At 69.3% G+C, this 18,819-nt stretch carries 21 protein-coding genes; 8 read left to right on the forward strand and 13 right to left on the reverse strand.

All coding sequences use genetic code 11. The features are described from left to right. The first annotated feature begins 22 nt into the window (after nucleotides 1–22). Nucleotides 23–1,468 (forward strand): acyl-CoA carboxylase subunit beta, encoded by a 1,446-nt coding sequence (locus NA3_RS09245; protein ID WP_036499812.1) that lies wholly within the window; start codon nucleotides 23–25, stop codon nucleotides 1,466–1,468. Between the two features lie 78 nt (nucleotides 1,469–1,546). Here the strand turns inward: NA3_RS09245 and NA3_RS09250 are convergent, their stop codons facing one another. From NA3_RS09250 to NA3_RS09260, 3 genes are all read right to left on the reverse strand, one after another. Further along, on the reverse strand, nucleotides 1,547–2,074 hold the full coding sequence (locus NA3_RS09250; protein ID WP_062963552.1) for a DUF3145 domain-containing protein: 528 nt from the start codon (nucleotides 2,072–2,074) through the stop codon (nucleotides 1,547–1,549). 96 nt (nucleotides 2,075–2,170) lie between these two features. After that, complete coding sequence (locus tag NA3_RS09255; RefSeq protein WP_062963158.1) at nucleotides 2,171–3,004, reverse strand: serine hydrolase domain-containing protein; 834 nt, start codon at nucleotides 3,002–3,004, stop codon at nucleotides 2,171–2,173. A gap of 51 nt (nucleotides 3,005–3,055) precedes the next feature. Further along, complete coding sequence (locus tag NA3_RS09260) at nucleotides 3,056–3,427, reverse strand: MerR family transcriptional regulator (RefSeq protein WP_062963159.1); 372 nt, start codon at nucleotides 3,425–3,427, stop codon at nucleotides 3,056–3,058. A gap of 54 nt (nucleotides 3,428–3,481) precedes the next feature. On the opposite strand from NA3_RS09260, the gene NA3_RS09265 reads away from it, so the two are divergent. Next, the gene (locus NA3_RS09265; RefSeq protein WP_062963160.1) at nucleotides 3,482–4,255 is read left to right on the forward strand and encodes an alpha/beta fold hydrolase; all 774 of its coding nucleotides are present in this window, start codon (nucleotides 3,482–3,484) and stop codon (nucleotides 4,253–4,255) included. A 65-nt stretch (nucleotides 4,256–4,320) separates the two neighbouring features. Then, nucleotides 4,321–5,511: a serine hydrolase domain-containing protein gene (locus NA3_RS09270; protein WP_062963161.1), complete on the forward strand. Its 1,191-nt coding sequence runs from the start codon at nucleotides 4,321–4,323 to the stop codon at nucleotides 5,509–5,511. A gap of 317 nt (nucleotides 5,512–5,828) precedes the next feature. On the opposite strand, the gene NA3_RS09275 is transcribed toward NA3_RS09270, so the two are convergent. Further along, nucleotides 5,829–6,893 carry a phosphotransferase family protein gene (locus NA3_RS09275; protein ID WP_084491406.1) on the reverse strand — a complete coding sequence of 355 codons (1,065 nt, stop codon included), beginning with the start codon at nucleotides 6,891–6,893 and terminating at the stop codon, nucleotides 5,829–5,831. Between the two features lie 77 nt (nucleotides 6,894–6,970). Between NA3_RS09275 and pabB the strand changes: the two genes are divergently transcribed. Beyond that, nucleotides 6,971–9,226 (forward strand): aminodeoxychorismate synthase component I, encoded by a 2,256-nt coding sequence (pabB, locus tag NA3_RS09280; protein ID WP_128145138.1) that lies wholly within the window; start codon nucleotides 6,971–6,973, stop codon nucleotides 9,224–9,226. Here the strand turns inward: pabB and NA3_RS09285 are convergent. After that, nucleotides 9,206–9,679, reverse strand: a complete 474-nt coding sequence (locus tag NA3_RS09285; RefSeq protein WP_062963555.1) for a hypothetical protein — start codon at nucleotides 9,677–9,679, stop codon at nucleotides 9,206–9,208. The genes pabB and NA3_RS09285 overlap by 21 nt on opposite strands. A gap of 89 nt (nucleotides 9,680–9,768) precedes the next feature. Between NA3_RS09285 and NA3_RS09290 the strand changes: the two genes are divergently transcribed. Then, on the forward strand, nucleotides 9,769–11,406 hold the full coding sequence (locus NA3_RS09290) for an HNH endonuclease (protein WP_063917389.1): 1,638 nt from the start codon (nucleotides 9,769–9,771) through the stop codon (nucleotides 11,404–11,406). Between the two features lie 7 nt (nucleotides 11,407–11,413). On the opposite strand, the gene NA3_RS09295 is transcribed toward NA3_RS09290, so the two are convergent. From NA3_RS09295 to NA3_RS09315, 6 genes are all read right to left on the reverse strand, one after another. After that, nucleotides 11,414–11,785: an ACT domain-containing protein gene (locus tag NA3_RS09295; protein ID WP_062963162.1), complete on the reverse strand. Its 372-nt coding sequence runs from the start codon at nucleotides 11,783–11,785 to the stop codon at nucleotides 11,414–11,416. Between the two features lie 20 nt (nucleotides 11,786–11,805). Further along, on the reverse strand, nucleotides 11,806–12,678 hold the full coding sequence (locus tag NA3_RS09300; protein WP_062963163.1) for a class I SAM-dependent methyltransferase: 873 nt from the start codon (nucleotides 12,676–12,678) through the stop codon (nucleotides 11,806–11,808). Then, nucleotides 12,675–13,016 carry a VOC family protein gene (locus tag NA3_RS09305; protein ID WP_062963164.1) on the reverse strand — a complete coding sequence of 114 codons (342 nt, stop codon included), beginning with the start codon at nucleotides 13,014–13,016 and terminating at the stop codon, nucleotides 12,675–12,677. Before NA3_RS09305 ends, NA3_RS09300 begins: the two co-directional genes overlap by 4 nt. A 1-nt stretch (nucleotide 13,017) precedes the next feature. Then, a complete protein-coding gene (locus NA3_RS09310; protein ID WP_062963165.1) occupies nucleotides 13,018–13,185 on the reverse strand; it encodes a ribbon-helix-helix domain-containing protein in 168 nt (55 codons plus the stop codon). A gap of 80 nt (nucleotides 13,186–13,265) precedes the next feature. Next, nucleotides 13,266–13,427, reverse strand: coding sequence for a hypothetical protein (locus NA3_RS37610; protein WP_167354974.1), 162 nt, complete (start codon nucleotides 13,425–13,427; stop codon nucleotides 13,266–13,268). Nucleotides 13,428–13,476: 49 nt separating this feature from the next. Beyond that, entirely contained in the window at nucleotides 13,477–14,220 is a 744-nt protein-coding gene (locus tag NA3_RS09315; RefSeq protein WP_062963166.1) for an SDR family NAD(P)-dependent oxidoreductase, read from the reverse strand. A 204-nt stretch (nucleotides 14,221–14,424) separates the two neighbouring features. Here NA3_RS09315 and NA3_RS09320 point away from each other — a divergent pair, with 204 nt between their 5' ends. The 3 genes from NA3_RS09320 (at nucleotide 14,425) to NA3_RS09330 (ending at nucleotide 18,138) form a co-directional block, all read left to right on the forward strand. Further along, nucleotides 14,425–15,294: an IclR family transcriptional regulator gene (locus NA3_RS09320; RefSeq protein WP_084491407.1), complete on the forward strand. Its 870-nt coding sequence runs from the start codon at nucleotides 14,425–14,427 to the stop codon at nucleotides 15,292–15,294. 97 nt (nucleotides 15,295–15,391) lie between these two features. After that, the gene (gene casG / locus NA3_RS09325) at nucleotides 15,392–17,047 is read left to right on the forward strand and encodes a steroid-24-oyl-CoA synthetase (RefSeq protein ID WP_062963168.1); all 1,656 of its coding nucleotides are present in this window, start codon (nucleotides 15,392–15,394) and stop codon (nucleotides 17,045–17,047) included. A gap of 149 nt (nucleotides 17,048–17,196) precedes the next feature. Continuing rightward, nucleotides 17,197–18,138: a hypothetical protein gene (locus tag NA3_RS09330; RefSeq protein ID WP_062963169.1), complete on the forward strand. Its 942-nt coding sequence runs from the start codon at nucleotides 17,197–17,199 to the stop codon at nucleotides 18,136–18,138. A 55-nt stretch (nucleotides 18,139–18,193) separates the two neighbouring features. On the opposite strand, the gene NA3_RS09335 is transcribed toward NA3_RS09330, so the two are convergent. Then, entirely contained in the window at nucleotides 18,194–18,505 is a 312-nt protein-coding gene (locus NA3_RS09335; RefSeq protein ID WP_063917391.1) for a DUF3349 domain-containing protein, read from the reverse strand. A gap of 10 nt (nucleotides 18,506–18,515) precedes the next feature. Then, nucleotides 18,516–18,815: a hypothetical protein gene (locus NA3_RS09340; RefSeq protein WP_062963170.1), complete on the reverse strand. Its 300-nt coding sequence runs from the start codon at nucleotides 18,813–18,815 to the stop codon at nucleotides 18,516–18,518. Nucleotides 18,816–18,819 lie beyond the last annotated feature (4 nt).

Raw genomic sequence — 18,819 nt, forward strand, 5'->3', positions numbered from 1 at the left:
TTTCCCTCGAGGAGAGACCGCGATGACCATCATGGCCCCCGCGCAGGCGGATGCCACGACCGATCCCCGTGATCCGCTGGGTCGGTTGCAGCGCTTCTTCGATCCCGGCACCGTTCTTCCGCTCCACCCGCGCGACAAGTCCGGCGTGCTGGCCGCCATCGGCGAGGTCGACGGCGTGCGCACCGTCGCGTACTGCTCCGACGCCACCGTGATGGGCGGCGCCATGGGTGTCGACGGGTGCAAGCACATCGTGGACGCGATCGACACCGCCATCGATTCCCGGATCCCCGTCGTCGGCATCTGGCATTCGGGCGGTGCGCGCCTGGCCGAGGGTGTCGAGGCACTGCACGCGGTGGGCACCGTCTTCGAGGCCATGGTGCGCGCCTCGGGCCTGGTCCCCCAGATCTCGATCGTGGTCGGCTTCGCCGCCGGCGGCGCCGCGTACGGCCCCGCCCTGACCGACGTGGTGATCATGGCCCCCGAGGGCCGCGTCTTCGTCACGGGCCCGGATGTCGTCAAGTCGGTCACCGGCGAGAACGTCGACATGGCCACCCTCGGTGGTCCCGAGACCCACGGCAAGAAGTCCGGGGTGTGCCACATCGTCGCCGACGACGAGAACGACGCGATGCACCGCGGCCGCCGCCTGGTCTCGATGTTCGCCGAGCAGGGCGAATTCGACCTGTCCGCCGCCGCCCACGGCGATGTGGACCTCAAGGCGATGCTGCCGGAGTCGGCCAAGCGCGCCTACGACGTCAAGCCGGTCGTGCGCGAGTTGCTCGACAAGATCCCCTCGCCGGACGGCAACGACGAATCCTCCTTCGAGGAGCTGCAGGGCGGTTACGCCCGCAGCATCGTCACCGGCCTGGGCCGCCTCGGTGGTCGCACGGTCGGCGTGCTCGCCAACAATCCGCTGCGCATGGGCGGCTGCCTCACCAGCGAATCCGCCGAGAAGGCAGCGCGTTTCGTGCGCCTGTGCAACTCCTTCGGCATTCCGCTGGTCGTGATCACCGACGTGCCCGGCTACCTGCCCGGTGTCGGCATGGAGTGGGAGGGCGTGGTGCGCCGCGGCGCGAAGCTGCTGCACGCCTTCGCCGAGGCCCGCGTCCCGCGCGTCACGCTGGTGACCCGGAAGATCTACGGCGGCGCCTACATCGCGATGAACGCCCGCTCGCTGGGCGCCACCGCCGTGTACGCCTGGCCGGAGTCCGAGGTCGCCGTGATGGGCGCCAAGGCCGCTGTCGGCATCCTGCACAAGAAGGCGATCGCCAAGGCGCCCGAGGAGGAGCGTGAGGCTCTGATCGAGCGCCTCACCGCCGAGCACGAGACCATCGCCGGCGGTGTCGGGCGGGCCCTGTCCATCGGCGTCGTGGACGAGGTCATCGACCCCGCCAAGACCCGGTCCACCATTGCCGCCGCGCTGGCCTCCGCCCCGGCCAAAGCCAGCCACAACAAGAACATCCCGCTGTAAAGCCTTCGGCGCCAACGCATTACGGGTGGTCTCCGCTTCGGAGACCACCCGTTGTGTTTCTCCAGGCCGACGCGAGAGTCAGCCGACGTCGCGGCGGAGCCAGGTGACCTCGGCGCCCTCGCCGCCGGTGCGGAAGGGTTCGAGTTCGTCGTCCCAGGCGGTGCCCAGGGCGCGATCGATGTCGGCGGAGATATCGCCGTGGCGGCCGCGGGCCCGGGCGGAGCGCACGATTTCCCGCAACCGCATCTCGCCGACCATGACGTCGCCGTTGGCGCTCATCGCGCCGGTCCACAATCCGAGGCCGGGCACGAAACTGTAGCGTTCACCGTCGACCCCTTCGGAGGGATCCTCGGTGACCTCGAAGCGCAGCACCGGCCAATCTCGCAACGCCTGGGCAATTCGCCCCGCGGTACCGACCGGGCCCACCCAGTCGGTGGTTGCGCGCAGTTGTCCCGCGGCGGCCGGCTGGGCGGTCCAGCGCAGTGACGCAGGTGATTTCAGAGTGGAGGAAAGGGTCCATTCGATGTGCGGGCACAGCGCGGCCGGTGACGCGTGGATGTACACCACACCACACGTCACATCCGCGAACTGATCAGATGCGCGCACCTGTACACCTCCAGCCTCGACGTCGGACGTCTTCCCCAACATCCCGTCGAGCCCAGGCGTTGCCCGAGTTTACTGGAGTGCCCGATGTTACGGCTGTTACTTTTCGGCCGTGTCGCGAATCTGCTGGATATCGGCGATGACCGCGTCGCTGAGCGTCGGCCACACCGCTCGGGCCCAATCGCCGAAATTCTCGTCGCTCAATGCCACACACGCCACCCCGATCTCCGGATCCACCCACAGGAAGGTGCCGGACTGCCCGAAATGCCCGTAGGTTCGCGGCGAGTTGGCTCCCCCCGTCCAATGCGGAGTCTTGTGGTCGCGGATCTCGAATCCCAGACCCCAATCATTGGGGCGCTGCGATCCGTATCCGGGAAGGACTCCGCCGACGCCCGGAAATTGCACGGAGGTCGCCTCGGCGAGCATGTCACCGGATATCAAGATCGGGTTCAGCAATTCTCCGGCGAAACGCAGGAGATCGTTCACCGTGGATCGTCCGGCGTGCCCGGCGGATCCGGCCAGCACCGAGGATTTCATTCCGAGTGGCTCGAATACCGCCTGGCGCAGATATTCCGGAAATTCGATTCCGGTCTCGCGCGTGAGGAACTCGGCGAGCACCTCGAATCCGGCGCTGGAATAGATGCGCCGCTGCCCGGGCTCGGCCATGATCACCGTGGTGTCGAAGGCCAGTCCGGCCGTATGCGCCAGCAGGTGCCGCACGGTCGAGCCGGGCGGGCCCGCGGGCTGGTCCAGTTCGATCGCGCCTTCTTCGACCGCCACCAGAACCGCATAGGCGGCAAGGGGTTTGGTCACGGACGCGAGGGCGAACACCCGATCGAGGTCTCCCTCGGTGCCGGCCACGCCGTGTGCGTCGACGACACCCGCGGCCGCATGCCGGACGGGCCAGTCGCGAATCTGTTCCAGTGCTCGCACGGCATCGAGCCTACGAGAAGGCTCCGGCCCCACCGGCCGGGGGGAGGGCGGCTACGCCGGGCCGTCGCTGCGATAGGGCGCGGCCACCAGTTGCTCGTCCTGACGAGCGAGCAGCGTGCGGCGCCGGGTCAGCTCGGCGATCCGCGCGTCGAGGTGAGACAGGCCCTCGCGCACGATCTTTCGGGTGTGATCGCAGTGCTGTAAACCCGTGTCCGTCGCACACGGCAGCAGCTCGCGGATGGCACTGGTCGGCAGGCCGGCGGCGAGCAACTCGCGAATGCGGTGCACCCGCTGCGGTGCGTCGTCGGCGTAGACGCGGTAACCGTTGCCGTCGCGGTGGGCGCTCAGCAGCCCCTGTTCCTCGTAGTAGCGCAGCAGGCGGGCGCTGACGCCGGTGGTGTTCGCCAGTTCGCCGATCAGCACCGCGCCCTCCCGGGCTTGACCTTCACACTCATGTCAAGCCCTAACGTCGCCGCCATGACGAACATTTCACTGTCCACATCGGTTGCCGGTAGTGGTCCCGCGGTCGTTCTGGCGCACGGCGCGGGCGGCGGCATCGAGGCCAATTTCGGCTCCCTGATCCCGTTGCTCGCCGAGCGGCACACCGTGATCGGTTCCGACTATCCGGCCGACGACACCGTACTGACCCTCGACGGCCTGGCCGACGCACTGGTCGAGGAGGCCGTATCGGCGGGCGCCGAGCGATTCCCGATCATCGGCTTCTCGCTGGGCACAGCGGTGGCGGTACGCGCCGCCGTGCGGCATCCCGATCGGGTCACCGGCCTGGTACTCGCGGCCGGACTGGCCCGGGCCGACCATCGGGCCCGGCTGGTGCTGGATCTGTGGCGCGGCGCGCTCGCCGCACGCGACCACGACGCGTTCGCGCGGGTGGTGCTGTTGTCCGGATACAGCGCCGCCTTCACCAATTCCCTGCCGGACGAGGTGTATTCGCAGTATCTGGCCCGGATCGCGGCCCACGTTCCGGGCGGGGCGGCGGCGCAGGCGGATCTGGTCGCCCGGGTGGACACCCGCGCCGACCTGCCCCGGGTCGCGGTGCCGACGCGGGTCATCGCCGCCACCGCGGATCTGCTGGTCGATCCCGACAATTCGCGCGAGCTCGCGGCGGCGATTCCGGGCGCCGAATACGTCGAGGTGGCGGCCGGACACGTGCTGATGCACGAGGCGCCGGAGGCATGGCATCGCGCCGTCCTCGACTACTTCGCCGACAGCTCCCGGACCCACGCCGCCTGATCGGTTTCCGATCCGTGTGGACACCGTACGACTCCGCCGCGGTGACCGTTACCATCGGTTGCACTATGGGCGAGGTTGCTGAGATACACGGTGAGGTGGCGACCGGTTTCGAGCCGGTCGCGGACGCGTTTCGGCGCAACTTCGCCCGGTTCGGCGAGATCGGGGCGGCCGTGGCCGTCTACGACGGGGACCGGCCGGTGGTGGATCTGTGGGCGGGGTTCCGCGATCGGCGCAGACAGCTGCCGTGGGAGCGCGACACCATGGTTCCGGTGTTCTCCTCGACGAAGGGGATGACGGCATTCGCCGTGGCGAGTGCCGTCTCGCGCGGAGTCCTCGACTACCAGGCCCCGGTCGCGCAGTACTGGCCGGAATTCGCCGCGCACGGTAAGGGATCGATCACCGTGCGGCAACTGCTCGACCACCGCGCCGGGCTGCCGGTGCTGGACCGGGTGGTGCGGCTGTCGGATATGGCCGACCAGGATCGACTCGCGGAGATCCTGGCCGACCAGAAACCTCTGTGGAGTCCGGGCACCCGGCAGGGCTACCACCCGATCACCGCCGGGCTGTATCAGGGCGAACTGCTGCGCCGCGTCGATCCGCGGCACCGCACCCTGGGCCGCATCTTCGCCGAGGATTTCGCCGGCCCGCTCGAGCTGGACTTCTTCATCGGCCTGCCGGAGGAGCAATCCCTCGATCGCGTCGCCACGCTCTCGACCACCTCCGGTCTGGACGTGCTGCGATACGAGCGAGACGTGCCGCTGCGCATCGCGATTCAGATGTTCCTGCGGCGCGGACTGACCTATCGCGCCTTGAGCAGCCCCCGCACCGGCGCACCCGAACGTGCCACCCGCCGCGAATTCCTGGGTGTCGAGAGCCCGGCCGCGGGCGGGGTGGGCACGGCACGTTCGTTGGCGCGGGTCTACGGCGCGGCGGCGGGACGCACCGGCGAATTGCCCATCGCACCGGGCATTCTGGACCGGCTGGCCACCGCCGACACCGTCGACGACGTGCCCGCCGACGATCTGGTGCTGCTCACTCGCAGCCGCTACCACCTGGGCTTCCGCAAATCCTGTGGCAGCTTCCGTTTCGGCAGTGACAAGCGCGCCTACGGCACCACCGGTTACGGGGGCTCGTTCGGATTCGCCGATCCCGCAACCGGTTTGGGTTTCGGTTATGTGATGAACCGCCTCGGCACCGCCGTCCTCGACGATGTGCGCGCCCGTGCCGTGCGGGAGGCGCTACTCCGCTGCGGCTGATCACGCCACCGCACCGGCTTACCACCACTGACGATGACCTCTTCCGTGCTGTCAACTCACTCGTTGCCGGCAGGTGACCGCGTGTGCGAGCGGATCGCACACGCTGTCCGAGCCGGACGGCTTGAAGAAAGCGCGGGATCGCCGAGGACGCGTTGATTCTGCTGTGCCTGTCCGGCCGCGGCGACAAGGACCTCGCCATCGTCGCCGACCTGCTCGACGCCGGCTGACGCCGTGATCAAGGGGGATGAGCGGAAGCCCTACGTGGCGACGCAAGCTGCCGCCTCCGGGCCTCGTCCGCTCATCCCGCGCCCTCCGGCTCATTCGCAGAGCCGGTTGGCCTTCTCGAACAGTTCCAGGGTGATGGCGTGCAGGAAATCGCCGGTCTGCTTGGGCGCCTTGCCGGCGAAGGCGCGCGCGTGCGTGCCCTCGAGAACGATGCCGAGTTTGAAGCAGGCCAGCACCGTGTACCAGGTGGCGTGGCCGAGGTCGCGGTCGGAGAACTTCGCGTAGTGGGCGATCATCTCCTCGGCGGTGGGCAGGCCGCCCGCGGCGCCGAGCTTGCCGACCAGGGCGGCGCCCGTGGTTCCGGGCTCGGGCCGGGTGGCGATCTGCCAGCCGAGATCCAGCAGCGGATCACCGATCGTGGACATCTCCCAGTCGACCATGGCGGCGACCTCGGGGCCGTCGTAGGAGAACATCATGTTGGCGAGGTGGCAGTCGCCGTGCAGGATGCCCGGCCGCCACTGCGCCGGGCGGTTGCGGTCGAGCCAGTCCCCGATCCGGTCCACGCCCGGGATCTGCGGGCCGGGGTAGCCGTCGTTGCTGCTGTAGGACTCGAGTTCGCCGAGCCAGCGCGGCACCTGACGTTCCAGGAAACCGTCCGGCTTGCCGTAATCGGACAGCCCGAGGGCCTCGTAGTCGAGGGAACCGAGCCGGGCGATGGCCTCGACCGCCGACAGTCCCATCTGCCGCCGCACCTCGGGATCGCCGGCGTGCAGGGCGGGCAGCTCGTTCTGCGGGTTGAAGCCGGTGATCGGCTCCATCAGGTAGAACACCGCGCCGATCACCGATTCGTCGGCGCCCGCGGCGATCACTCGCGGGGCGCGCACGCCCGTGCCCGCCAGCGCCCCGAGCAGGCGGGATTCGCGGCGGATCACGTCGTTGCTCTTGGGACGCAGATGTTTCGGCCCGCGGCGCAGCACGAAATCGCGACCGCCCCGGCGGAATCGCAGCATGATGTTCTGGGTGCCGCCGCCGAGCGAGGCCACATCCTCGAAGTCGCCGCCGGGCAGGCCCTGCTCATCCATCCACTCGCCGACAGCCGCGAAATCGACGACCTCGCGCTCGACCTCGGCCGGTTGCACCACAGACATGCCCCACATTGTGCACCACCGCGATCGGCCAACTGAAGGCATATGCCCTCACTGCGCGGTCCGAGATGCCCGATACGGTGATGCACATGAGCACGTCCTGGTCTCGGCATTCCAGCGAGACCACTCTCGACCACGGGGTCCGCGCCCGGACCCCCGTGCGCACCCTGCTGGTCGACAACCACGACTCGTTCACCTACAACCTCTTCCAGTTGATCGGCACGGTGAACGGGGTCGAACCGACCGTGCTGCGCAACGACGAGGTCGACACCCTGGCCGAACTGGACCTCGGCCGGTTCGACAACATCGTCGTCTCCCCCGGACCCGGACGCCCCGATGTACCACGGGATTTCGGGATCTCACAGGCGCTGATCGAGCGGGCGGAGCTTCCGCTGCTGGGCGTCTGCCTCGGCCACCAGGGCATCGTGCTGGCGGCCGGTGGGCGGGTGATCCCGGCGCCCGCACCCCGGCACGGCTATCCGGACCGCATCAGCCACGACGGTCGTGACCTGTTCGCCGGCGTTCCCGCCGACTTCCTCGCCGTGCGCTACCACTCGCTGTGCGCCGCCCAGCCGCTGCCGGACGCGCTGGCGATCACCGCGACCGCGCCCGACGGGGTGGTGATGGGCGTTCGCCACCGCCACCGCCCGCAGTGGGGTGTGCAGTTCCATCCGGAATCGGTGTCGAGCGAATTCGGCGCGGCACTGCTGAGGAATTTCGCGCGGCTGACGCGCGAGTGGTGGGGGCGCCGGGAGGGGGTGCGGCGATCATCGGAACCGCGAACTCGAGTCCCCGCGACGACATCGTCGCCTGCTGCAGCCGAACCGGATTCCGGTGCGGGCGGGCGTGCGGGGAAGGCCGCAGCCGGACGTTCCGCCATTCGGTCCCTCACCGTTGCGCACGAGGTGATCGACCGCGCCGTGGACACGGAATCCGTTGTGCTGCGGGTGTATCCGGACTCGCCGACGGTGTTCTGGCTCGACAGTGCGCACGTGGAGCCGGGCCTGGATCGGTTCAGTTTCGCCGGTGATGCGTCCGGGCCGCTGGCCGAGGTGGTCCGATATCGGGTCGGCGCGGGATGTGTGATCGAGAATCGAGCCGGGACCCGCACCGACCCGCGGCCGGTGCTCGACTATCTGTCGGCGCGGCTGAGCGACCTGAGCATCCGATTCCCCGATGTGCCTTTCGATTTCGTGGGCGGCTACGTCGGCTATCTGGGCTACGAGATGAAGGCCGACTGCGGTGCGCGGGCCGGGCACCGATCGCCCTATCCGGACGCGCAGTGGCTGTTCGCCGATCGGCTGATCGTGGTCGATCACGTCGCGGGCCGCACCCATCTGATCGCTGTCACCGACGCGGATTCGGCCGGCGAGAACGACCGCTGGCTGGCCGCTACGCGCGCGATCGTCGCGACACTGCCGGATCGGCGGCATCCGGAACCGCTCACGCTGCCCGCCGACGAGGAGGCCGTCGTCTCGCGGCTGAGCCGCGGCCGGGACCGCTATCTGGCCGATATCGCGGCGATCGATGCCGAACTGCGCGCCGGGGAGACCTACGAGGTGAACCTCACCGACAGCGCCACCCTCGATTCCGATGCGCCGGGCCTCGATGTCTACCGGATTCTGCGGCGCAGCAATCCCGCCCCGTACGCGGCGTACCTGAGATTCGGCGAGCTCCATATCGCCTGTTCCTCACCGGAGCGCTTTCTGAAGATCGACCGCACCCGCACGGTGGAGACCAAGCCGATCAAGGGCACCGCCCCGCGCGGCGCGACTCCCGAAGCGGATGAAAACCTCTGCCGCGCATTGGAATTGGACCCCAAGACGCGCGCGGAGAATCTGATGATCGTCGATCTGCTGCGCAACGATCTGGGCCGGGTGTGCGAGCTGGGCAGCGTGCACGTCCCCGAGCTGATGGTCGCCGAGACCTACACCACCATGCATCAGCTGGTGAGTACCGTGCGCGGCCGGCTGCGCCCCGAGGTGGACGTGCTCGATTGCCTGCGCGCATGCTTCCCGGGCGGCTCGATGACCGGGGCCCCCAAGTTGCGGACCATGGAGATCATCGACGGGCTGGAGACCGAGGCGCGCGGCATCTACTCGGGCACGATCGGATTTCTGGGTCTGGGCGGAACGGCGGATCTCAATATCGTCATCCGCACCGCGGTGCGCGACGAGCGCGGCTGGCGCGTCGGCGCGGGCGGGGCGGTGGTGCTGGACTCCGATGCCGACGCGGAATTCCACGAGATGGTGCTCAAGGCCGCGGCCGCGGCCCGTGCGGTGATCGCCACGGCGGACCTGCCACGAGCCGCGGGCAGGGCGGGTCTATTTCCGGCGTCGACGTGACTTCGGCTCCGGTTGCGGTGGCTCCGCCTCGCGGCCGGTGAGGCGGCCCAGCATCGAGATGCCCGGCAGTTTCGCCAGCCGGCTGAACACGTCCTCGCCCAGCGCGATCACGGCCTCGAGCCGCGGCAGCAGCCGGTCGTAGGCCGCGAAGGCCGGATCGGCCAGCGCCAGAGTCCGGTCGAGCCGGTCGATGGTGGAATTGAGCCGGTCGATGGCGATCGCCAGATTCTCGATCAGATCCGGAAGTTGCGCGGCCAGCTGCACCGACGCGGGCGGGAGCCGCACCGCGGTGCCGAAGGCGGTACCGGCGGTGACCTGCGCGGCATCGATGGCCTGGCCCGCGGCAGTCTGCGCGGCCTGCGCGGCGGCCTGGGCGGCGGCGAGGATTTCCGTCGCACCCGGCACCCGCGCGCCGCTGGGCTTTCGCCCGGAGTCACCCTTCGGGTTCGTCATGGTTCCACTGTGCCGCACCCGGACAGTGACGAAAAGCTCCGCGCCGACCGCGCGATTCGTGTCGGCGCGGCCTGGCATAGTTCGTGGCGATGACAACCATGCGCACCACCGTCGACGGCGACGCCACGCCGGTACCGACTTCGCTTCTGTCGGTACTGGTTTCGTGGCGTTCGACCGCGTTGCTGGATGCGCACGCGGTCCTGCTGACCGCCGGCGGACGGGTCCGCTCCGCCCGCGACGTGGTGTATTTCAACGCGCCGCGCCACCCCTCCCAGGCGGTGACCGTCGATCAGGATCCGCAGCCGGGCACCGCGCGGCTGTCGGTCTCGCTCCCCCGCACGGAGGCCGACATCACCCGCATCCTGATCACCGGGTCCGGTCCCGACGAGCCGCTGGCCGCGCTGCCCGGCCTCGCGGTCTCGGTCGAGGATGCCGAGGGCCTGGTGGCGCGCGCCGACGTCACCGCGGAACCGGGTACCCGGGCCGCGGTGTTCGGAGAGTTCCGCCGGGCCGAGGACCGGTGGTGGTTCGTGCGCGGCGGGACGCAACACGCCGACGCGGCGGAGTTGTTCACGACGTTCGGCGCACCCGTCGCGGATTCGGCGCCGCACCGCTCGCAGCGAATATCGTTGCACCGCACCAGATTCGCCGCACCGATGCCTGCGCCGCCGGACGAACGCCCCGACTGGCATCCCGACCCGGCGGACGCGGCGTCACTGCGCTGGTGGGACGGCTCCCGATGGACCGAACAGACCGTGGCCCGCCCGCCCGCCGATCCGCGCGGCTGCCCCCGCTGTGGGCGGCGGCGGGCCTGGCGACTGCTCGGCGCCGCGCCCTGCCGCGCGTGTGCGGCGGAGATCGAGGACTACCTGTCCGAGTGGCGCATCCGAGCGCTGCGCGTCCTGACCACCACCGGACCCAGCGGTCCCGACTGGGACGAGGTGTGGACGCGGATCCGCCATCAGCGCATCGACCCCGGCACCGCCCGCGCGGCCCTGCGCGGGCCCGCCCTCGCCCATCTCGAGCGCATGGCGGCCTTCGCGCTGGCCGACGGCACGATCGACGGCGCCGAGCTGGAACGATTCGACGCGACGGTCGCCGCCCTCGGGGTGCGCGACGCGGCCGTGGACGAGTTGCGCCGCAGCCTGCGCCGGCTGCGCATCCTGTCCCGGCTGCGCGCGGGCGAACTCCCGGTGATCGCGGTGCCCGATCTGCATCTGGATCCGCAGGAACGTGTCCACCTCGACACCGCCGCCACCCGCATCCGCCGGTCGGGCCGGGGCGCGCAGGCCTCACCGGGACGGTTGATCTGCTCGAACCGGAAGCTGCGCTTCATCGGCCCCGACGCGGGCATCGAAATCCCCTGGGCCCGAGCGGTTTCGGTATCGACCACCGAGACGAGCGTGACGGTGGCGGCGACCTCGGCACGCGGCGGGGCCGAATTCGACGTCGGCGAACCGGAATTGGTGGCCGCCATCGTGGAAGGCGCACTGCGGGTGGCGAAGCGGCTCACGGTCGCGCCGGGCAGACGAGACAGCCGGTCCATCGCACCCGATATCAAGGCCGAGGTGTGGCATCGCGACGGCGGCCGGTGCGTGGAATGCGGCGCCACCCACTATCTCGAATTCGACCACATCATCCCGCTCAGCCGCGGCGGCGCGACCAGTGCGGCGAATCTGCAGATCCTGTGCCGCGGCTGCAACCGCGACAAGGGCGACCACATCTGAGCCGTCGTCAGCCCGCGGCCCCGGCGATCTCGAATCCGGCGTCGGTCAGCGCGTCGGTGGCGGCGGCGCTGCGCGATTCGGGCACCAGCACCAGATCGGCATGGAAGGTCGAGGCGACGAAGACCGGAATCCCCTGCTGTGCCAGGGGCGCCAGGATCGCGGTCAGCGCACCGGAGGTGTCCAGCTCGCGCGGTGTGGCGGCGTACAGGCCGAGCCAGCAGGTCTCCCGCTCCCACGGCGGGGCCTCGCGCACCACGGTCAGCCCCTCCGGCGCCCGCACCAGCGCCACCCATTCGTCGTCCTCCGGAAAGGTCGCGCCCGGGATGTGGTCGACGCTGAATCGAGACGGCACGATGTGCAAGCGCTGGGATTTCGCCATCGGCTCATCGTAGGCGGAGCTCAGGTCGTCGCCACCAGCAACTCCTCGCCGTTGGAGGTGCGCAGCCCGTCCGGCCGCCCGGCGAAGTACCGGGCGTTGAGCTCGGCCGCCGATACGTGGTGCGCCTGCGCGAAACCGGCCTCCCGGGCCATGGCGACGATCTGCTCCGGCGCGTAGAAGCTGAGGAACGGCGTGCCGGAGGCGGCCGCGCCGGCTTCGGCGAACTCCCGGCTCGTTCGGTCCTGTTCGTCGAGCAGTTCCAGTGGCGGCATGAAGGACATGACGACCGTGGAACCGGGCGCCGAGCGCGCCAGCAGCGACAGCGTTTCGCGGTTGGCCTCGTCGGTGAGATACAGGCTCACTCCCAGCGAGGCGACGATCGCGGGCCGCGACGGATCGAAGCCGGCCGCGCTCAGCCGCTCCCACCACGAATCCTTCTCGAAATCGACCGGAACCGAACGCAACCACTCCGGCAGGCCGTATCCGGTCTCGATCAGACGCTGCCGCTTCCACGCCTGCGTCTGCGGCTGATCGACCTCGAATATCCGGAAGCGAGCGGCGATCTCGGGCGTGCGCTGGGCGAACGTCTCCAGTCCGGCGCCCAGCAACACATACTGGTCGACCCGCCCCGCCTGTTCGGCGAGCAGATCCTCCACGAATCGCGAGCGCGCCACGATGCTTGCCCGGAAGCGGCTGGTTCCCACGGGATGCATATCGCCGCGCTCGCGCCAGCCCTCCGGTGGATCGGCCAGACGCAGGCCGACCTCGTCGTCGAGCACATGCGGCGGCGGGTCGAGCTGGACGTGCAGCGCGCGCCACAGCGCAACCCGCACCGCGGTGTGATCGGGTACGGCGGTCTGCTCGGGCACCGCACCGGTCCGGGTGTCGCTCATCGGTCACCACCGGGAGCCTGCAGCGTCCACACCCGCCCGTCCGGATCACGCACGGTCATCTCGCGGGTTCCGTAATGGGTGTCGGCGAACGGCGAGACCACCTCGACCGGCGCCGGAAAGTCCTGCTCCGCTTCCACTTTCAGCACGACCTGCATTCCCGGTTCACGATCCGCCGGCACCTCGGCGATGAACAGGTACGGGCCGTCCCCGTTGCGGAGCTGTCCGGAATTGTGGTCGGTGGCGAATTCCAGTTCGAAACCCAACTGCTGGAAGAACTTCGCCGATTTCCCCCAGTTGTGGGTCTCCAGGAAAATCGCTTCGACACCTCTGGTGGCCATCTCACTTCTCCTTCTCACGCGTCGACGGTTCGGCGCCGAGATACGCCCGCAGCGCCTCGGCCACCAGCGCCGACAGCGACATCTCCGATTCGACCGCCCGGTATTTGACCTGCTTGATCAGCTCGACCGGGAGATACACGTTGAACTGCTTGACTTCCTCGGCACCCACGAGAGCACACTAACATGCTAGCAATCTAGATTGCTAGATCTACCGGCCCGCACATTTCACGAAGCGATCTTCCGAACCGGCTACTCGGACGACTCCTCATCCGGCCGCGCCGTCCCCGACAGCCGGATCACCCCCGCGTCCAAGTCGAGATCCAGCCGCGGCCGATGCTGCTGCCCGTCGCTGTCACCGCCGCTCTCGTCGGTCAGCTTCTTGCCGGGAAACATCTCGCCGAACACGCCCATAACCCCACGATAGCCGCCACTGCGGCCGCGCGCGGGGACGGAAACGGCCTCAGCGGAGTTTGATCGAGCCGCCGTCGACCATGAGGGTCTGACCGGTCATGTATTTCGCATCCGCGCTGGCCAGGAACACCGCGACCCTGCCGATATCGGTTTCCGGATCGCCGAAGCGGTGCAGCGGGGTGCGCGCGAGCAAGGCCTCCTCGACGCCCGGGTTGGCCTCGATATAGGCCGCGACGCCCTCGGTCAGCGCCAGCGGCGAGATGACGTTGACATTGATGTCGTCGGCGGCCCATTCGTTGGCGGCGACCCGGCTGATCGCCCGGATCGCCTCCTTCGCCGCCGCATACGAGCCCTGCCGGACCTGTCCCTCGAGCCCCGCGCCGGAGGCGAAGTTGATCACCGAGCCGCGGTTGCGCTTCAGATGCGGATAGCAGGCGCGCATCAATCGGAAGGTCGGGTAGAAGCCGGTGCCGAAGGACAGGTCGAACATCTCCTGCGTGGTGTCGAGCAGCGGCGCCTGCTTCGAGACGTGGGCATTGTCGACCAGGACGTGCACCGAGCCGAACCGCTCGACCGCCGCGGTGACGATCAGCTCGGCACTGTCTTCGCGCGTGATGTCGGCGTGCAGATACGCCGCGGCGCCGGCCAGCTCCCGTTCCAGCTCGCGTCCGGCCTGGTCGTTGATGTCGACGAACAGGATCTCGGCGCCTTCCTTGGCGAAGGCGCGCACGATCCCCCGGCCGATGCCGCCCGCACCGCCCGTGACGACCGCAACCTTTCCTTCGAGCCGCACGCCCGCTCCTCTCACTCCGAAAGACCCCACGCTTGCAGGTCCGCCGGGCCGGTTCGGGCGGCGTTCCGGTCAGCGGGATATCGGACGAACGGGGCGGTCCGCGATTCGCGCGGTGTGTCTGCCGTCACTACACTCGGGCTTCAATTCCGCTTCTCGCCCAGATTCGACGGGCAGGATGGAAGTGACTCACGATCGGAGGCATCGATGCCACTGGCCACATCGGCACCCCGCCCCCTGCCGCCGTCGATGGTGGAGCGGATGACGCTCATTCTCGACATGTTCGAACACCGGTCGACGCGGCTGAGCCTCGTGGAGATCTGCACGCACAGCGGACTCCCGCGCTCCACCGCGCATCGCATCCTCGACCAGCTGGTGAAACTGCACTGGCTCGAGCACACCCCCTCGGGCTACTGCCTGGGCCGCCGGTCCCTGGGGCTCGGCGGATACGACGGCCGGCACGGCGAGATCCGCGAGGCGGCCGCCGAGCACCTGCACGAACTGCAGCTGCGGACCGGACTCGTGGTGCACCTGGCGGCTCTGGAGGGCGCCGACGAGGTGTTCCTGGACAAACTCGGCGGCCCGTTCGCGCGCACGCTGGAATCGCATGTGGGACGCCGCAGTTTCGCCCACCTCACCACCGGCGGCCGCGCCATGCTGGCCTGGTTGCCGCCGGAGGAGGTGGAGGCGCTGCTCGGCAAACAGTTGTCGAATCCGGTTCAGGGCCGGGGGTGGGATGTGCCGAGCCTGCATCGCGAATTGAACCGGATCCGCCGCAATCGCGGACTGTCGTTCGACCGCGGCGAATACGCCAATGCGATGGTGGGCCGCGTACTTCCGAGTGTGGCCGCCGCGATCCGGGGTCCGCAGGGACCCCTGGCCGCGATCTGCCTGTGCGGCGAAACCAACTTCGCCACCATGGAGCGACTCGCCCCGCTGGTCGCGGAGGCGGCCGCGCGCACCGCACGCGCGCTGTCCGCCGAGTCCCGCGGGCGACGTCAGGTTCCGGCCGCCCGGCGCGGTCAGGCGGTCCGGCCGAGCGGGCGCCCGCTCGCCTCGTCGCCGGGTCGCGCGTAACCGTCCCGGAGTCTCGCTGAGCGGAAACGCCGGCATATGCCGCGGGCGTGCGTGACACAGTGCGGTGGTTGTGATGCCGCACACAGAAGGACCGCCCATGACCACCACGCCCATGCCCGATATCGCCGCCGTCATGCGCGAGCTGACCGGTCCGGGCGGCCGGTTCGAGCTCGTCGAGGAGGAGGTTCTCGGCGCTCGCATGCCGGTGCTGCGGCACCGCCGCCGCGCGGTCGCCGAACTGCTCGCCGCATCGGTCGCCTTCGGTGACCGGGACTACCTCGTCACCGAGGACCGGCGGCTGAGCTATCGCGAACATGCCGCTGCCGCAGCGGCTCTGGCTGCCGCGCTGCGCGAGGAGTTCGGGGTGGGGCGCGGCGATCGGGTCGCGATCCTCGCCGCGAACACCGTCGAATGGGTGATCACCTTCTGGGCGACACAGAGCCTCGGCGCGATCGCGGTCGGGCTCAACGGGTGGTGGGTGCCACGCGAGATCGAGTACGGACTGGCACTGACCGAGCCGGCCGTGGTGGTCGTGGACGCGAAGCGGGCGAAACTACTCGCCGAGATCGAGACCTCCGCCGCGGTGGTGACGATGGACGAGGATCTGCCGCGGCTGATCGCCGCCCATGCCGGCGCCGAACCCGCGGTCCCCGACGTGGCGGAGGACGATCCCGCCGTCATTCTGTTCACCAGCGGCACCAGCGGAAAACCCAAGGCGGCCTTGCATTCCCAGCGCAATCTGCTGGCCGTCACCGGCTACTTCGAATACACCGACGCCCTCGCCGCCGCCTTCACCGGAAAGACGCTGGAACCCGGTGCGCCGCTGGACCTGCGCTGCCTGCTGACCTCTCCCCTGTTCCACATCGCCAGCCTGCACAATCTGGTGGTGCCGCGGCTGGCGACCGGCAGTGCGGTGATCATGCCGCAGGGTGGTTTCGACGCCGACCGGATTCTGCGCCTGATCGAGAAGGAACGGGTGACCAACTGGGGTGCGGTGCCCACCATGGCCTCCCGGCTGCTCGAACACGGCGATATCGGACGCTACGACACCTCCTCGCTCACCGCGTTCGCCCTCGCGTCGGCGCCGTCGTCACCGGCGTTCAAACAGCGTCTGCGCGAAGAGGTTCCGTTCGCAGCCGACGCCTTGGTGGACAGTTACGGCCTCACCGAGTGCAGTACCGCAGTCGCCGTCGCCACCCCCGCCGACCTCGCCGAATCCCCCGGCACCCTGGGCCGGCCCATCATCAGCGTGGCCCTCGAGATCCGCGATCCCGACGGAACCCCCGTGCCCGAGGGCGTCGAAGGCGAGGTCTACGTCCGCAGCCCGTTCGTCATGCTGGGCTATTGGCGCAATCCCGAGGCCACCGCGGCGGCGATCGATGCCGAACGCTGGTTGCGCACCGGCGATTTCGGCGTGGTCGAACAGGGCCGCCTGCGTCTGACCGGCCGCAGATCGGATCTGATCCTGCGCGGCGGCGAGAACATCTATCCGGTCGAGATCGAGCAGTGCCTCGACGAACACCCCGACGTCGTGGAATGTGCCGTCGTCGGCGAACCGCACCCTGATCTCGGGCAGCAGGTGGCCGCCGTCGTCGTCCTCGCCCAGGGCTCCACCGCATCGGAGGCGGAGCTGCGCGAATTCGCCCGCGAGAGGTTGGCGTATTTCAAGGTGCCCGAACGGTGGCGGATCACCTCGGAGCCGTTGCCGCGCAACATCACCGGCAAGCTGATCCGGGCCGGGATAACGGTCTGACAGGGGATCGCTCCCGATATTGCCGAATGTAAGCCACGCCGGGCTCTACACTGATGCGGACCTGATTGCCCTGTGTCACAGAGTGAGTGGTGCGCATGCCTCCGGATCCCGACCAGATGACGGCGGCGTTCGAACGATTATCGGCCCGAATGACGGTGCTGCAGGCCGGGATGCTGCTCGCGCCGACGATGCACGAACAGGGTGCCGCCCGCTACGGCCGCATTGTCGCGGCCCAGCTGGCGGCACTCGCGATCCGTGGACATGTCGATGTGCATATCGGTAGCGAGGGATTCGAGGGGGCGGATTCGTTGCGAGCGGTCCTGCTGCCCGGCCCGCCCGAACCGGTGGCCGCCGAGGAGCGGCAGCTGTTGCGCCACCTGTTCGGCAACGGCTACTCCGTGCGCATCGCCGCCTGCACCGACGGTCCGGGCTGGGATCGGCTGAACGCGACGGTGCGCCGCGAGGTGATCCGCAACGGTTTCGGCTGGGCCCGGCCCGATCGCTACCGGGCGCTGCGCACGATGGTCCGGTTGCGCCGGCGCATGCTCGATCACGCGGCGCAGCGACCGGCGTGGCAGGACAACGAGACGCTGCACCGCGCGGGCTATCCCTACGCGGTGCTGTTCGGTGTCGACACCGGTCCGGGCCCGCATTGGCCGGGGCCGGAGTACGGCTCGCAGGCGCAGCTGTCCTTGCCGTGGAATCTGCCCCAGGCCTGCGCGCACGCCGTACGCGATTCGGGCGAGATCGCCTACAGCGCGCCACCGGTCGGCACCGAGGAGCGGCTGGCCGAAGTCGAGCAGCTGCTGATCGCCATGGACTCCCATTCACAAGGTGTGCGGTACCACCATGTGGTCGAGGCCGAGCGACTGCACCGCTTGATCGACGACTACCGCTGGCGCTACAGCTTCCACACGCTGACCACCTCCCCGCGCCCCGAGCTGCTGCGGGCCGCACTGCTGGATCTGGTGCGCGAAACCGAAACCGTGCGCGCGTACGTGCAGCCCGGGGTGCCGGGACACGAAGAGGCCGTACTGGTTTCGATGTACGCGGTGCGGCTGTCGGATCTCGTCCTGGACCGCACGCCGTAACCCGGAACCGCCCACGTCGCGGGCGCGGCCGACGATCAGCGGATCGGTCCGCCCTTCAGTCGTGGAATCCGGTGAGCGGCCAGCCACCGGCTGCCAGCTTCGCCGCGACCTGGCGCAGATCGTCTTCGCTCGGTTCGCAGCGGGTGACCTCCACGATCGCCGCCTCCACCTGCTCGCGATCGACGACATCGGGACGGCCGGCCAGCAGCAGGCCGAGAATGCGGTCGAGTTCGTCCTGGTTCAGCTGCTTCTTCAGCAGTGCGAGCAGCGGGAAGTAGTCCTTCGGCGGGACGCCGTCCGGGTAGCCCGCGCGCAGCCAACCGAGGATCTGCGCGAGCAGGCCCTCGTCGTTGGATCTCGAATTCACCTGTGTACTCCTACTTCTCGACCAGGGTCGGATAGATGTGCTCGAAGCTGACCGCCTTGCCGAAACCCGACGCGACGATGATCGTGATACCGACCGCGATCGCGGCGACCACGACGGCGAAGACCACCACGGCCACCGCGGCGCCGAACGGATTGGGCCGGTGGGCGGTCCCGTCGGCCGACTCGTGTCCGTTTGCCGCCGCCAGGCCGCGCACGCCGACGGCGAACAGCGCGGGCAGACCGGCACCCAGCACGATGCCGACGAGCAGGATCTTCCAGACCGATTCGAGAACGAGCTCGAGCGTTTCCATGCTT

It is taken from the genome of Nocardia africana NBRC 100379 (assembly GCF_001612635.1).
Taxonomy (GTDB): domain Bacteria; phylum Actinomycetota; class Actinomycetes; order Mycobacteriales; family Mycobacteriaceae; genus Nocardia; species Nocardia africana.